Genomic DNA, 16,208 nt, shown 5'->3' with positions numbered 1-16,208 from the left:
GTGACACTCTTATCTGCACTAAAGGTTAACTAAATGCCGATTATTGAAAGGTGAGACAGATTGAAAAGCGATAGCAATAAAAAAAGGCTGCGAGATCCGCAGCCTTTCGAGTCTTTAAAGAAGTAATTATTTATAAGTTACTTCGATACGACGGTTTTGTTCACGGCCTTCAGCAGTTGAGTTATCAGCGATAGGGTTTTCTTCGCCTTTACCTTCAACAGTGATACGTGATGAATCGATACCATTACCTGTTAGGTAATCCGCTGCTTTTTGAGCACGTTTTTCAGACAGTTTTTGGTTATAAGCTGCAGCACCTGTTGAGTCAGTGTAACCAATTACATCAACATTGACTTCAGGACGTTGCTCTAGGTAAGTCACAACAGGATCTAATGAGCTTTTCGCTTCAGTAGTCAGTTCTGTTGAGTCATGGCCGAAAGCACCTTTTGACAGTGTTGCTGCTGGTAATGGCTCTGGAGCTGGCTCAGCTTCTTGAACTGGTTCTTCTTGTAGAGAAGCTGCAGTCGCTGCTGTTGCTGCCGCCGCCGCTGCTGCCGCTGCACCATCATCTGAACTACCGAAGTAGTAGCTTAAACCAAGACTTAGGTAGTTAACGTCAGTTTGGACAAATGTTGGGTCATATTTAGAGCTACCAACATCATCAAACCATTGGTATTCAGTACGGATACGCCAGTTGTGGCTAATTTGATATTCCAAACCAGCACCTAGCATAAGTGACCAGTTGTTATCGCCTTGCTTCATATCAGCGTATTTGTGCTCGATATCGTTATAAGAAGCACCCACTTTACCAAATAGGTTCCAAGCACTGCCTAGGTTCCAGTCTAGCTTCAAGCCAGCTTCACCGTTTTGAAGGGTACTTTTTAATGAATCAGCACCGATAGTACCTTTATCGTTACCTAAATAGTTATAGCCAGCCTCGAAAGATAACCATGAGTTAAATTGATAACCACCGTAAACACTGCCACCCCATGCATCATCGTCACCTTGAGTGGTGAAGTCGGTCCAGCCTGTTTTCGCACCAAGGTAGAACTCACCTGCATTTTCAGCAGCTGCGTTTACTTGAGGCGACATTAAAAGTGAGAGTGAAATGATAGACGCAACAGTAGAGTTAAGAGAGATTTGTTTAATATTCATATAGGCACCAACCAAAATTAATTGTCCATATTAGTGAACCAGTCAACCAAAACCTTACGAACATAAAGGTTGGTCATGGTTTTGTTAGCTAGCTGTTTGAAATTTAAAAAGTTATCAAACGCTGTGTACACAATACTGCTCTAAGCGTAGTTTATCAATCTACAAGTGTGAAACTTTTGTAAATATTCATTGTCTAAAATCGATTTGATAAATGCATTAATAATCATCGGAATAGTAAGTAAGAAATAGAGGGAGACCCATTGGTATACATGCAAAGAGGGCTTTAAATATCAGTGTGTTATATATTTTTTCTTTGAGTTTTAAATCATTTGTTTTATGTATTAATTGTGAATGAGAAGTAAGTTTTGGTCAAGAATTGGACGAATAATGCTGTTTTTTTGGAATTCATTATTTTTTAAAAGTGTGACGAATATCATTATTTTTTTTCGGGTTCTGATTCCAATTTTGCATATATATTTTTTATTTCATTGGAATAAGCTGTAAGCAATATCAATAGAGGCAGTGAGTAGGGGGCAAAAGTTGAACCGCTTATTCCGATAACCACTGCGGCATGTGTTTGATTCGCAGTGGCTATTATATTCAGATCCGTGTTATAGACAAAAAATGATTATACTGTAACTGGTTGATTTGTTATCTATCAATCTTCGTTAGTCGCGCTGATTCGATGAATAGAAAGATCGGCACCGTTATATTCTTCTTCTTCACTTAAGCGTAAACCAGTAAATTTGTGAATGGCTCCGTAGACAATCAAAGAGCCGAGAACCGCGATAGTAATTCCGATCAAGGTTCCGATAATTTGTACGGTTAAGCTTACCCCGCCGATTCCACCAAGACTTGTTTGACCAAAGATACCCGCTGCAATGCCCCCCCAAGCCCCACACACACCATGTAATGGCCAGACACCTAATACATCATCAATTTTGGTTTTATTTTGCATATAGGTAAATAACGATACGAAAATGGCTGCAGCGATGATTCCGGTTAATAAGGCACCTAAAGGATGCATTAAATCAGAACCAGCACAGACGGCAACTAAACCAGCCAATGGTCCGTTATGAATAAAGCCTGGATCATTCTTGCCGATGATTATAGCTGCCAAGATCCCTCCAGCCATAGCCATTAAGGAATTCATTGCAACTAAGCCACTGATCCCATTAATTGATTGAGCGGACATGACATTAAACCCGAACCAGCCAACTGATAGAATCCATGCGCCCAATGCTAAAAATGGGATATTGGAAGGGGCAAAGTTAGTGTGTTTTCCCGCTCGGATACGGCCATTACGCATCCCTAAGAAAATGACTGCAATCAAGGCAATCCACCCACCGACACCATGTACAACGACTGAGCCTGCGAAATCATGAAAACCGACAGTAAAATGGGTTTCAAACCATGATTGTAACCCAAAATTGTTATGCCAAATCATGCCTTCAAAAATGGGATAGATAAAGCCGACAATGAAAAAAGTCGCAATTAGGACCGGATAAAACCGAGCTCTTTCCGCTATGCCGCCTGAGACAATCGCTGGAATTGCTGCGGCAAAAGTAAGAAGGAAGAAAAACTTAACTAATTCATAGCCATTGCCTGCGGCTAAGGTTGGAGCTGAGGCAAAGAAAGTATGACCGTAGGCGATCCAATATCCAAAAAAGAAATATGCGATAGTTGATACCCCAAAGTCCGATAATATTTTGACTAAAGCATTAACTTGATTTTTGTGTCTTACTGTACCTACCTCTAAAAACGCAAAGCCGGCGTGCATAAGAAAAACCATAATAGCGCCAAGCAGCAAAAAAAGCGTATCGGAGCTTTGGGTTAGCGCTTGTACTGCGCCATAAATTTGAGTACTTGACTCATCCATATTGACATCTCTCCTGTGAATAAAAATAATGTGCATTCTTTTTGGGCGGTCTTGATAACTCGGCACTAAATTGATGCATTCTAATTCTACACAGCAATTATGATGCCAAGTTTTTGGGGCTGGATTAAAAATAAATGACTAATAAAAGTAAGGGATTAGGTGGTGATGGTGGCAAGAGAGAAAAAGCGAATGCACCATATTAATGCTTGTGATTAATGATGGTGCATTGTTAATACTTAGGGTTGCTTGTATTTTGTGCAGTTTTGTTTGTGGTTAAGCATTTTCTGTTTGAGGTTTGCTTTCTTTGTCGTCTGCAGCCTTGGTGTTTTGTTGTGGAAGATCGCCTTGTTGTAGCTTGTCTTTTTTCAAGGTTCTATGTAATAACTGAGTATAGATTGGTTGACCACCAAGTAATTGTGCCACTATCGTCGCACCTAGCGTCGTAATAATTAATGGCAAAATAAGGTGGTAGTTATTGGTCATTTCAATGACTAATAAAATTCCCGTGATAGGAGCTCTTACCGTGGCCGCAAATAATGCGCCCATACCTGCAATGGCAAACATGCCTGGTGCAATATTTAGTGTTGGATCAAGGTTTAAGGCCACTTGTCCATAAAAGGTCCCAAATAGAGTACCGAGCGCTAACATTGGCGCAAAGATCCCACCGGGTGCGCCTGAGCCAAAACAAATTAGCGTAGTGGCGATTCGGGCAAGAAATAAAATGAACAATAGACTGACGCTATATTCGCCATTAGTTGCGCTTGGGATGAGTTCAATACCACCACCAGTCAATTCGGGTAAGTACAAAAGCAATAAACCAAAGATCCCACCTATGATGGTCCCTGTGATTAAATAACGTTTTTTGTCGTTACGATGAATGAGCACAAACATGTCTTGAGAGAAGGTGACTAGACGGTTAAAAATTACGCCAAATAAACCAAAAATCAAACCTAAAACAAGGAAAAGCCATAAGGTGTCTAAATCGGGGGCCGTATATTGCGGCATGGTAATTACCGCATCTTGTCCGCTGATTGAACGAAAGACAATGGTGGCGATAACCGAAGAAATAATCACCGCTTTAATAGACAATAAGTTGTATCGAAAGTGTGGTCGCATCTCTTCAACCACAAACATGATTCCGGCTAAAGGAGCATTAAAGGCTGCCGCCAAACCACCGGCGGCACCACACGCTAATAGCGAATGCCGTCCATCAGGATCTTTTAGGCGGAAAATATCAGATACCATACGTCCAATATTGCCACCCATTTGGACTGTCGGTCCTTCACGACCGAGCACCATGCCAGAACCTAAAGCGCCAAGACCACCAAAAAATTTTACTGGTAGTACTCGCCACCAACGTACAGGACGAATATCATCCATAGCCCCTTCAATTTCAGGGATACCCGAGCCGGCGGCTTCAGGGGCAAAACGGTTGACCAAGTAATAGCCAATAAAGGCTAGGGCGGCACTGACTAAAATGGCAGATAACCAAAGCGGTAGCATGGAATTTAACTCTTGTTTTAACCAGTCTGTTCGGGACTCTGAAACCCAACGGACACCGACTTCAAAAAACGTTCCCACGAGCCCTGCTAATAATCCAACGATGCTAGATAGTAGGAGGATTGAAACTGGTGTTTTATCTCTCGAGAGAATGACACCAACAAAATGTTTAGATTTGTATCGTGAGATCGAATGTCTTAAGGATTTTGTATTGGCCATTGAGTTATATTTTCCACCGTATAAATAATCAATGTGAATAAAGGAATGAATAATAAATTAGGGGGCTTGAGTTTAGGATAGGTAGCCCGGCCATAATTACATTATATGATTCAATGTGATTATTACATCAAATTGTTACGAAAAGTTATTTTACTTAGATCATGAATAGTTGAGATTAAGCGATAAACTTGAGCTTTTATTGTTTTGTGCCATGCTTATCATGAGCAGGAAAAGAAACGTTTCTATGGAGGACAAGTTTGCTGCTTGGTGTAATCTGGGGGTTCATTAATAGAGTTGAACACGATAGACATAGGATTGCATCTTTGTTTTCAGTAACACTACAATTTGGACGTACACGCAATACCATTTGAAATCCTCGACTATGATGAAAGCTAACGCAGCTTTATCCGCATACTCACGATTGAGACTCGAGGGGAAAAGCGCACTATGATTGGTGCGCTTTTTTACGTTTTAGCCTTAGAAATTTAGGCGGGATAATTTAGTTTTCAATTTAGTATCGAAACCTCAATAGCAGGTGGGTATAATCGAGCGTCATTTATAAGGCCTTTATTTTTTTAAAGGTCAGCGGTTTTTAAGGAGAAAATGATGCCACAACGAATTCCTACCAATATCATTACGGGTTTTCTGGGAACGGGAAAAACCACTACTATTCTGCATTTATTAAAGAATAAACCTGAAAATGAACAATGGGCAGTGTTGGTGAATGAATTTGGTGAAGTTGGCATTGATGGCGCAATGATGACGGAGCACGGGGCAATGATTAAAGAGATCCCAGGCGGGTGCATGTGTTGTACTGCTGGGGTTCCTATGTCGGTGGGTATCAACGCTTTATTAAGGACACAGCCTGATCGATTGATCATTGAGCCAACGGGACTGGGGCATCCTAAGGAAGTGACCGCCAAACTTTTATCCCAGCAGTTCGCCCCTTATGTTGAGTTAAAGGCCACGCTGGCTTTATTAGATCCTAAATACCTATTGAACGAAAAATATACTAAAAATCAAAATTTTAACGATCAACTTGAATCCGCTCAAGTCATTGTTGCTAATAAAGTCGACCAAGCCAGTGAGATGGAATTGGCTCAATTAGCGATTTGGTTTGAAAGCTTTAAGTACACTCACCCATTAGACGAGCATTTTTTACAATTGGTCACGGCGATTAATGGTGAAATTTCAGCCGATTTATTAGACGTTGAGCGAGCATCACAAGAGATAAGTGCGGATGCATCGGAGCCTCATCATCACCATCATGCTGATCTAGACCCTCAATTTGCTTTACCTCCGGGTGAAAAGTACGTTCGTAAAGAAAACAAAGGACAAGGGTATTTTAGTTGTGGTTGGATATTTGGTGCGGAATACCAATTTAATTTTGATCAACTGTTTTCTATGTTATCGGCTCTGACCGCCGAACGAGTCAAAGCGGTGATCAATACCGATCAAGGCTGTTATGCGTTTAATGTTTCTAATGGTGTGGTGTCGGTCAATCAAATGAGTTTAGAAGGTTTTGAATCTCGGTTGGAAGTGATTGATAGTCAATTAATGCCGTGGCAGCAATTAGAAGATGTGCTGTTGTCACTGATTATTGAGTAATAACTATGCCTGAAAACTTATTACAAGGTGCTTTGCTGACGGAGATGAAAACGGTCTCAGCAATGATTGAGCTCTATTGTCGAGCTCACCATCACAGTCGTCAGCGATTATGCACTGAGTGTGAAGAGTTAAAACATTATGCGGCGATGCGATTAGACCGTTGTCCGTATGGGGAAAGTAAACCAACGTGTAATCGTTGCCCAATTCACTGCTATAAGCCAGAACCTAAAGAAAGAATGCGGCAGGTGATGATTTATGCTGGCCCGAGAATGTTATTACCTCATCCTATTCTTGCAATTCGACATTTATTAAAAGAAAGAGCGAAACCGGTCGGAAAGCCTTCAGGCAATCAATCCAATCGAGCACAACGTTTAACGCGTGAAACAGATAAAGAAAGATAAAGAGTGAAAGAGGTAGAGAGGAAAAAAGATAAAGCAGCCATTTAATACGATGCTATGCGCGAACGTGTTCGGACGAAAGTGTTCACTTAAGCATTTAAATCAGGCCGCTTTATCGGGTTTCATTTGCTATTAATAGCGGGTTATAAAATCAATTGTTGATTAAAGAATCAATGAGTTTTTGATTCGGTTATTGCTTTGGAAAGATCTGATTCCAATCGTTTTTCATATCAATCACAGTCCATTTTTCTTGCTTTGCTAAAGGCAACGCTTTTTCTAAATGGCCGACGGCAGACTCTTTATCGTAAGCCCACTCACGCTCTGCATCGGTATGATGAACGAGTAAAGATAAGCTTGGGTAAGATGATGCTTTCGTCCATTGGAGCATTTCTAAATCACCATCTGAGTTTCCGCCCGCAATGACCGGACGAATGCCAATGTAGGTTTGAATGGTGGCGGGTTTTTGCGCTTGATCATTAAGGACGCTAATTTCAGGTAAACGCATAATTTGTGGTTTTCCATCAATGACTTTGTATTCTGTCTTCATGGAAGATCCAAAGATCTGCTCTTTAGGAATACCATAAACTTCAGGTGCCCAAGCACGCATGAAATCCACACCACCAGCTGACACGATATAAGTCTTGAATTGGTTGTCTTGTAAATAGTGCAACAACTCAATCATGGGTTGATAGACCATTTGGGTAAAAGGACGCTGGGTATCCGGATGACGTGCTGTTTTAAGCCAGTTTTTTACGGAAGCATCAAACTCTTCGCTATTCATTCCTGAATGAGTGGCATTGACTAAGGCTAAAATTCCTTTTACGCCGGACTTTTTCACTCCCTCCATATCCCCTTTTAAAACGGAAGCAAAAGGTTCAGTGTTTTTCCATTCAGGGTGTTGGCTCGCTTGGGCTTTTACTTGATCAATAGCGTAATACAGTTGGAAATACGCCGGCTTTTCAGCCCATAAAGTGCCATCATTATCAAAAGTGGCAATGCGTTCACTGACCGGAATAAACTGTTTGGAATCGGGAGAAGTGGTTTGTTGGACATATTCAATAATGCTTTTTTTGGTTTGGGTATCATTCCATGAGGGAAGGGGATCCACATTAGCCAAAACCTGGTGGCTGAGTAGCGTAATAGCAGCCAAGGTGAGAGAACGAAATATTTTCATAAGTTATCCTTAGTTTATGGGTAAATATCGTGTACTAGTGTGTGAGCTGAATAAATAATATCCTTTAGTTACTTGCAGTTAACACATTAGATAAGGGGCGTAATAAATACAAGTTACTTCATAAAAATAAGAGAGTGAGGCTGTTTTATTGTTTATTTGCTAGTTGTTTCAGCTGTTCTATCACCTGAGGAGGCGCATATTTTGCCAGCTCACTAATACATAAGCCCGTCTTAGGATTATTGTGCCGAGCATAGACCCCGCACACGGCATACAATTGCTCTGGAGCTCCTGAAATTAAATATGCTTGTTCAAATGATTTGGTTGACTCATCAACATTAAACTCTTCCTGAATAACTCCATTTAAGTACCAATAGTGGCTATTGCTTTTGGCTAATGTGGCGGCCGTTTGCATTGCTTGTGCGGCTTGCGATTTTTGTTTTAAACGTACCAAGGTCATTGCTTTTGAATAATGAATATCCGCATTGTTGGGTAGTTTCACCAGAGCCTCGTTGAGAATATCCAATGCTTTTTGATTGTGTTGTTGACGGTTTTCATTATCAGCAAGGTTGAGCCAGAGTTGTGGTTCAGTAACATCTTGGCTGAGTAGATTACGATATATCGTGTCCGCCTGTTTCCATTGATGATGCCAACGATAAGCATCGGCAAGGCGTAATTGAGAGACAGGATCGTTTTTAGGTTGTAATGTTGAGATTAACTCTTGGATTGCCGGTTCTAAAGCTTGCTGTTGAGCGTTATCAAAATGGTTATAATCTCTTAATAAATTTTCTGCAGCTACAATGCGAACATTTAAAACTTTATCTGAGAGCAACGGAGACACCATCGTCCAACGATGTTCAATTTTATAAGGCTCAGCGCCTATTAGAGCAGCCTCTCGGATCTCTGCATGGCTGTCTTTTAATGCTCTTGCGACCGCAATCAATGAGTTTTGATTTGGGTATCGTGCTAGTTGACGTAATGCTTGAGCACGTTCTTGAAGAGGCACTTTAATGTCTTGTGCAGTATAAGCTAATTGTTGGATACGCTCTTGTGTCGAGGGGGCTGACGATGATGAATTTGCTACCGGCGCTTCCACGGCGGCAGCTTGTGCAGTGATAGCCGGCATTAAAGCGATACCGGGCATTAGAATTAAGGCGGTGAATAAAGCGAGAGTGTTGTTCTTCATAATCATGCCTAAAACTTAGTTTCAAATTGTGCTCGTTGCTCGAGTTGTTGGCGCAGCACTGAATCACTGAACTTGCCATGAGCCACCGGATGACCGAGATGACGTAAAATATACGCCATGGATTGATCTACATGAGAGAAGAACTTATGCCAACCTGCGCATAAATAATTTAAACCGGGCTCACCATCTCGGGTGCTGATAAAGCGGTTTTTGGGGCATTCTCCATGACAGGCAAACTTATAGTCACATTGCTGGCATTGTGTGGTCAGGGTTCGAGATTTGGCAAATCCAAACTCTTGCTGCTTTTGGCTATAGGCCATTTCATCAATGGTGGATTCATGAATATTGCCAATTTTATAATCTGGGTAGACATAATGATCACACGCAAAGACGTCACCAGTTGGCTCCATTGCTAAGCCTTTGCCACAGATTTCACCCAAAGTACATAAGGGATTTTTACGCCCCATCCAAGCTTCGACACTGGCTTCGAAATATTGAACGAAAACCTTACCGACATCATGTAATGCCCATTCATTAAATATAGAAATCAGGAAGTTACCCCATGCAAGATCAGAAACACACCACGGTTCCATGATGGAATTTTTATTGCCCGGAATGAGTCGTTTATCCCCTTGACGTGGCTGAGTTTGCTCGCCTTTTTGTGGCGCTATCGTGCGGAAGGTTTTTTGTTCAACGATAGGAATAAATTGCATTTGTGGGGATTTCACTTCATCGCGTAAAAAGCGATATACCTCTAGAGGATTTTGACTCGTCAAATTATTCACACAAGTGAGAGTGGCAAATTTAACCTGATGTTTATGCAATAACTCAACGGCACGCATCACTTGCTTAAACGTCCCTTTACCTGCTTTATTGGTGCGGTAGGCATTATGTAAAAGCTCTGGCCCATCAATACTTAACCCCACCAAAAAGTGATTTTCTGCTAAGAATTGACACCAAGTATCATTGAGTAGGGTGCCATTGGTTTGTAAGTCATTTGAGATGGTGATTCCTTCAGGGCAGTATTGGCGTTGTAGCTCGACGACTTTGCGGAAGTAATCGACGCCTAATAAGGTGGGCTCACCCCCTTGCCAAGTGAAGATGATTTCTGGTGTATTTTGACCTTCGATATATTGGCGAATATAAGTTTCAAGATCTGAATCGTCCATTTCAGGCGAACAGCCTTTTTTATAGTCGAGTAAATCTTGTTTACTCAGGTAATAACAATAATCACAGTCGATATTGCACACCGCACCAATCGGTTTTGCCATTACATGCATACGTTTTGATGCTTTGCCGTTAAATTGAGGACCTTGAGTAATATTCATTTCAGATACCTTGTTGGTTAAATATTTCAGTCTAAACCCTGTATTACATAATATTATGTAATGACGGCAATGACTTGTTATACCTGCTATAACTGTTAGCTATGACCGCATAGGTCAAATCTTAATCAATAATAATACTGATCAGATAATTAGTACTATTGGTATAAGTTATGTTCGGGCTTTTGATTAAATAAATAAGCTAGATGATTCTGTAATCAATGAGCGTTAACTGGATAAATCTACGAGATAAATAAAAGCCTATAACATAGTATAGGCTTCGTTAGTGTCATTTCGATTTAACAATGATCAACTTAATTTATTTTGATGTTGGTGAGTCTTGTAATTTCTTCATCACGGTATCTAAGTTAAATGAAGCCGGAATTTGACTTGGTGGATATTCTTCAAATGTAGAGAGGAATTGGCCAACATAAGCTTGAGCTGGAACATATAAGTACACATGGTCCATGACCCAATCCCAGTAGGTATTTGAAGTGATATCCGCTTCTTCGTATGGATCGGAACGTAAATTAAATAATTTAGGGGTACGCAATGGCGTGAATGGGTCGGCCCAGACTTGTAACGTTCCTTTTGCTCGCTGCTCCATGAAGACAATTTTCCAATCTTCATAACGAAGGGCCACTAATTGACCATCATCGTTAAAATAGAAAAACTCTTTGCGTGGTGACTCTTTCGCTTTCCCTGTGAGATAAGGTAACTGGTTATACCCATCTAAATGAACTTTAAAGGTTTTATCGCCGACTTTTTTACCTTTAAGTAGTTCCTCTTTTACGTTGGTTTCCCCTGCTGCTGCCGCTAATGTTGGGAACCAATCAAGACCACTTACGATATCATTAGCGACACTGCCAGGCTTGATGTGTCCAGGCCAGCGGATCATTGCTGGGACGCGATAAGCCCCTTCCCAGTTAGTGACCTTTTCACTACGGAATGGGCTATTGGCCGCATCTGGCCAAGAGTTTTTATGTGGGCCATTATCGGTGGTGTAAAGCACTATGGTGTTATCGGCTACGCCTAAATCATCCAGTTTATTTAGAATGACACCAACTTGGTTATCGTGTTCGATCATCCCATCAGCATATTCAGTACGTGAGTTGAGGCCTGGTTTGTCACGGTGTTCTGCTTTGACGTGGGTTCGGAAGTGCATACGAGTAGCATTCCACCACACGAAAAATGGCTTATCTGCTTTGACTTGTTTTTCCATAAAATCCATTGCTGCAGAAGCCGTTTCTTCATCAATGGTTTCCATGCGTTTACGCGTTAGTGGACCGGTATCTTCAATTTTACCGTCAGCATAAGAGTGGATCACGCCACGCGGACCATACTTTTTCTTAAACTCTGGGTCTTGTGGGTAATTGCGTTGTTCGGGTTCTTCTTCGGCATTAAGGTGGTAAAGGTTACCAAAAAACTCATCAAAACCATGGTTGGTTGGTAAGAATTTGTCTCGATCTCCTAAATGATTTTTACCAAATTGGCCGGTTGCATAACCCAATGGCTTTAATAATTGAGCTAACGTGACATCACGATCTTGTAAACCAACGTCAGCGCCTGGCAGGCCGACTTTCGCGAGTCCTGTTCGTAAAGTGGTTTGCCCTGTAATAAAGGTTGAACGACCAGCCGTACAGCTTTGTTCTGCGTAATAGTCAGTAAAAATGACCCCATCATTGGCAATTTTATCAATATTGGGTGTGTGATAACCCACTAGGCCTTTAGTGTAAGCGGAAATATTTGATTGACCAATATCGTCACCAAAAATAACCAGAATATTGGGTTTACTCGCGGCCATCGCGGAAGCTGAGCTAACGACTAGGCCGATGCCTAAGGCAAGTTTTGTGAGCTTATCCGTCATATTGGACTCCATAGCTTTTCATTTGTAGGTTAGAGGGGAATCCCTAACTGAAGAAATATCTGTGTCAGCCTTATGTGAGTTTTACCAAAAAGGGTCAGGACTCAGTGTTTTTATTTCTGAGTAGGATGCTGTACCACGATTTAGTAAATACACGTACCCAAACTAAGTTTAAGTATTTAGGTCTGCTTCTCGATAACTGTATGGTCTGAAAGGCAAATTGTCGCTTTATAATGGATATAACTGCTGGTTATATTTTAGGGCGAATCAAGGTTACCGCCGTCACTTAAGGTGAATTATCTGACCATTTGATCGGTATAACAAAAATATGGATTCAGATTTAATAAAAAAGGCCTACAGAATATGTAGGCCATAATATGTATTTTTATTCTTAAGATGTTTGAATCAATGTCTATTTTATTGATTCTGAAGCTTTTCTTTCGCGGCTTCGACTTTTGCGTAATCTAAGCCTAATTCCTCTACCGCATCTTTAATCAGTGCTGGATTTTGCATTACTTGAGCCATCAATTGTTGTAACTGTTCTTGAGGTAAACCGAGTTGGCTGATAGTGGCCATTGCCGCTAATGGGTTAGTGGTCAGCGCTTGAAAAATCTCACGAATTTGTGCATCTTCAATATTGTTTTCTTTTAGTAATGCAAGGATTGGGTTCATAACAGGTGTACTCATAAATCTGGTTAGGTTGAACTAAATGGGTGAAACGAAAAATAAGAACGCCAAAACCATTTTGTGATTGTTTTGGCGTGAAAAGGAAAAAGATTATAGACGCTCGTTTAAATACGCTTGATAGTCAGGAATTTCAATGTCCACTTCTTGCTCTAATAGCGCGGAGTTAAACAAGAATTTTGCCGTTGCGCGGTTGGTAGCAACGGGAATATTCCAAACTGATGCAATGCGCAATAGGGCTTTCACATCTGGATCATGAGGAACGGCATTGAGCGGATCCCAAAAGAAAATCATCATGTCGATTTTACCTTCAGAAATCAATGCGCCAAGTTGTTGATCGCCACCCATTGGGCCACTGATCAAACTTTTAATCGCTAGCCCAGTTTCACGGCTAAGCATATTACCCGTTGTGCCCGTTGCGTAAAGAAAGTGACTCTGCAGTTTTTCTTTATTTTCTTGTACCCAACGCAGTAGCTCTGGTTTGTAGTGATCATGTGCCACTAGAGCAATATTTTTATGCGCAGGCATGGTACGAGTGGTTTTCTTCATTATTAGTAGTCCAAATGTTCAGTAAAATGGTTATGAATTCAAAAATTTGAAGCTCCCGACGAGGCTGTGGTGCCCGCAGGAATGGTCAACCATGTATTGTGTTCACTTTAAGTGACAGCATAATTTAATTGAAGGTAAAAAAATAGGCTTGAGATCGTATTCAAGCCTATTTTACCAAGTGTTTTTAGCTTATTGCCTTAACGGTTTTCAAAGCGATTGTAATCGAGCAAGCCAGATTCAATTGGCTGATCATTTTTATACCACTGAGAAATTTTATCACTGAATGCCCAGAAATTAGGATCACTACGGCGAACACCGTATTTATCTAAAATTGCGACATAATCTTGATTGTTTTGCATGGAAGATAAACGTTGATAAAAATCCGTGATGTCTTGTTCTTGCATCTGTAAGAAGGCAGAAGGGTAGCTACCAACAACGCCTTTAACAAAAGTGAGATCATCGTTTTCTGGATCGCGATTACTTTCCTCATCAAATAAGCTTGAAATGTTGGTATGCGAGTTATTATGGATCAAAGTAAAGACTTGCTCTTGACCTGAGTCCGTTGTGATTAACACGGTTACCAATTGAGGCAGAGACAATAATCCTTTGCCTTTAATATTATCAATTTGACGTAATACCGCTTCATAATGAGGGGCTAAACCGGTGTTTTTAATCTCATAGCGATCGCCCAGTACCGGTTGTAAGCGTTGTTTTAATAATTGATACAACTCTGCCTGTGTATTTTGAGTTTTGTATTCAATACTTGTGGGTTCTTCAAATTTTTTCACATCACGCTGAATAAAAGCACTGAGTTGTGTTGATGGATCTTGATACCAACTTTCCATCAAGCGGTGCCTATCGGCAATCGGCAGTAAGGATAAAAAGTTTTCCTCGCCTTCCATACGTAAGAAATCCATGAACATACGCGTCATCAGTTGATGGCCAAAGTTGCCATAAACATCAAAACCATCAACTAAAAGGTATTGGATTCGTTCCAGTAGCGCATAGTCAATAATCCAAGCGGTTTTAGGCGGTTGGCCAACTAAACCTTTGACAACAGAGGCACTGTCGAAATGCCTGAAGATGGTTAAAGCCGCATTATCATTTTTGCCGTTACCATCCCAGACAAGCTCAGTAGTTAAATGTTGCCCATCTTTGAACCATTGATTCATGGCTTGATTTTTTGCTTTTAGGTAGCGCGCTTGTTGTTCGGAATAGCTGACCCATTGGTAAATAGGAAGTACGTTACTTTGATGTTCGGATGGCAATTTTAAGTTGTCTGTTTGGTCATAGTAGAACTTTTTGACGCTAGGTAATTTGGATGATTTAGGATCCACAAAAAATACCCAGAAGCGATCATTGATGACATTTAATGCTAATTGACCACGACAGACCGGGCCTTTGATAAAGCTCATAATAGTGTTTTGGGCGTTATCTAGCATGAAATTGTAACGGGCTTCGACCGGTAAATCAGCAAAGGCTGTCATTGGGTTGGCTGCTACTTTTGGCGCATAGCTTGGGAGTGTCTTAACTGAATAAACCGGTTTAATGAACAGGTCTTCAATACGCGCTAACTTGTTATCATTTAATGCGTAAGGCTGGTGGGTTTTATCCACGATGGTCGCAGGATAGGCCACAAGACGGTAATACACTCGTTCAACTTTAGGGTCATCATAGGGACGACGAGTGGCAATGCGTTGCACAGGTTGTCCTGGTGGCGTTGCCGAGCGGACCAAAGCAAAAAATTGAATAGGGCTGTCTGCAGTGGCTTTTTGATGCTCGGTAAAATATAAATGGGATAAGAATAAATGTTCGTACACATAACGGCTTGTGAGTTGCTGTTTGAGCGAGTCACCATTGAAAAAAGCTTCCCATTTAGCCACTTCAGCTTGTTGTGCTGATGAAAGTGGCGCGTGGGCAGTCATGACGGCACCATCGGCCAACCAGGTCATTAAGGTGTTGTGTTCAGCAGGTGATAGCTCTGGCATTCCATAAGGCATCCCCCAAGTCGGGTAGTCTGCTTGATATTGATCTAAAGTTTCAATGGTTGGGCACTGTTGTTCACGATCGATATCAAAATCAAAACCTTCCAGCTGTTTTTGTTGTGGCAATGGGTGGGCTTGCTTTTGTGTCAGCAATCGAGCCACTAAGCCGGCCTCTAGGTTCGCTTCTGGAATTTGCGAGCGCTCATTTAAAATGGGATGAAAACCAATATCACGCCATTGTTGGGTGGTTTGTGCATCTTCAAATAGGCGAGTGGGGTTAGAAGCGGTGAGGCGAGTTCCTTGATAAACAAGGCTTTTATTAGCACCACGGTCTATGCCTTCTACTGAGGAGAGTTTCAGTTGACAAGGAGCGTCATAACACGCGTGACAAACCACACAGCGATTATCAAGAATGGGCTTTATCTCATTAACAAAGCGCTGTGCTGCTTGAGTGTTGTATTCAGGAGTACGGTCTTGAACTTCAGCTTGACCAAATAAACTGTCGTAATTTAAACCAGTATATACTGCACAACCTGAAAAAAGAGTGATAAAAAAAAGTAAGGGAAGCAGTCTTAACTTCATTGGGTTACCATAAAAATGCGAGTTAATAGAGTGATATAACAAATTTCTTTTCGATGATAAAAGAAATTATCATCGAAACCCATATTTCTTTGCTTTGAGTTTTTAT

The 16,208-nt window shown here is 41.1% G+C and carries 12 protein-coding genes; 2 read left to right on the top strand and 10 right to left on the bottom strand.

The window, feature by feature from the left end:
- Positions 1 to 126 precede the first annotated feature (126 nt).
- From VCA1004_RS13775 to clcA, 3 genes are all read right to left on the bottom strand, one after another.
- Positions 127 to 1,152, bottom strand: coding sequence for an OmpA family protein (locus VCA1004_RS13775; RefSeq protein ID WP_086981015.1), 1,026 nt, complete (start codon positions 1,150 to 1,152; stop codon positions 127 to 129).
- 658 nt (positions 1,153 to 1,810) lie between these two features.
- Positions 1,811 to 3,031 carry an ammonium transporter gene (locus tag VCA1004_RS13770; RefSeq protein WP_086981014.1) on the bottom strand — a complete coding sequence of 407 codons (1,221 nt, stop codon included), beginning with the start codon at positions 3,029 to 3,031 and terminating at the stop codon, positions 1,811 to 1,813.
- A gap of 273 nt (positions 3,032 to 3,304) precedes the next feature.
- Complete coding sequence (gene clcA / locus VCA1004_RS13765) at positions 3,305 to 4,750, bottom strand: H(+)/Cl(-) exchange transporter ClcA (protein WP_086981013.1); 1,446 nt, start codon at positions 4,748 to 4,750, stop codon at positions 3,305 to 3,307.
- A 606-nt stretch (positions 4,751 to 5,356) separates the two neighbouring features.
- Here clcA and VCA1004_RS13760 point away from each other — a divergent pair.
- Together VCA1004_RS13760 and VCA1004_RS13755 are read left to right on the top strand one after the other, a co-directional pair.
- Entirely contained in the window at positions 5,357 to 6,358 is a 1,002-nt protein-coding gene (locus VCA1004_RS13760) for a CobW family GTP-binding protein (RefSeq protein ID WP_086981012.1), read from the top strand.
- Positions 6,359 to 6,363: 5 nt separating this feature from the next.
- Positions 6,364 to 6,759, top strand: coding sequence for a nitrous oxide-stimulated promoter family protein (locus VCA1004_RS13755; protein WP_086981011.1), 396 nt, complete (start codon positions 6,364 to 6,366; stop codon positions 6,757 to 6,759).
- 187 nt (positions 6,760 to 6,946) lie between these two features.
- Here the strand turns inward: VCA1004_RS13755 and VCA1004_RS13750 are convergent, their stop codons facing one another.
- From VCA1004_RS13750 to VCA1004_RS13720, 7 genes are all read right to left on the bottom strand, one after another.
- Positions 6,947 to 7,930, bottom strand: a complete 984-nt coding sequence (locus tag VCA1004_RS13750) for an HAD family hydrolase (protein WP_086981010.1) — start codon at positions 7,928 to 7,930, stop codon at positions 6,947 to 6,949.
- 145 nt (positions 7,931 to 8,075) lie between these two features.
- On the bottom strand, positions 8,076 to 9,119 hold the full coding sequence (locus tag VCA1004_RS13745; protein ID WP_408646908.1) for a tetratricopeptide repeat protein: 1,044 nt from the start codon (positions 9,117 to 9,119) through the stop codon (positions 8,076 to 8,078).
- A gap of 2 nt (positions 9,120 to 9,121) precedes the next feature.
- Positions 9,122 to 10,441: an anaerobic sulfatase maturase gene (locus tag VCA1004_RS13740; RefSeq protein ID WP_086981009.1), complete on the bottom strand. Its 1,320-nt coding sequence runs from the start codon at positions 10,439 to 10,441 to the stop codon at positions 9,122 to 9,124.
- 316 nt (positions 10,442 to 10,757) lie between these two features.
- Complete coding sequence (locus tag VCA1004_RS13735) at positions 10,758 to 12,242, bottom strand: arylsulfatase (RefSeq protein ID WP_408646925.1); 1,485 nt, start codon at positions 12,240 to 12,242, stop codon at positions 10,758 to 10,760.
- A 477-nt stretch (positions 12,243 to 12,719) separates the two neighbouring features.
- Positions 12,720 to 12,974 carry a DUF2999 family protein gene (locus VCA1004_RS13730; protein ID WP_086981007.1) on the bottom strand — a complete coding sequence of 85 codons (255 nt, stop codon included), beginning with the start codon at positions 12,972 to 12,974 and terminating at the stop codon, positions 12,720 to 12,722.
- Positions 12,975 to 13,079: 105 nt separating this feature from the next.
- The gene (locus VCA1004_RS13725) at positions 13,080 to 13,535 is read right to left on the bottom strand and encodes a methylglyoxal synthase (protein ID WP_086981006.1); all 456 of its coding nucleotides are present in this window, start codon (positions 13,533 to 13,535) and stop codon (positions 13,080 to 13,082) included.
- A gap of 197 nt (positions 13,536 to 13,732) precedes the next feature.
- Positions 13,733 to 16,102: a fatty acid cis/trans isomerase gene (locus VCA1004_RS13720; protein ID WP_086981005.1), complete on the bottom strand. Its 2,370-nt coding sequence runs from the start codon at positions 16,100 to 16,102 to the stop codon at positions 13,733 to 13,735.
- Positions 16,103 to 16,208 lie beyond the last annotated feature (106 nt).

This window comes from Vibrio aphrogenes (genome assembly GCF_002157735.2).
In the GTDB taxonomy this organism is placed as follows: Bacteria; Pseudomonadota; Gammaproteobacteria; order Enterobacterales; family Vibrionaceae; genus Vibrio; species Vibrio aphrogenes.
Note: the sequence above shows the minus strand (reverse complement) of the source record. Positions and strands in the feature narration are given on the sequence as shown.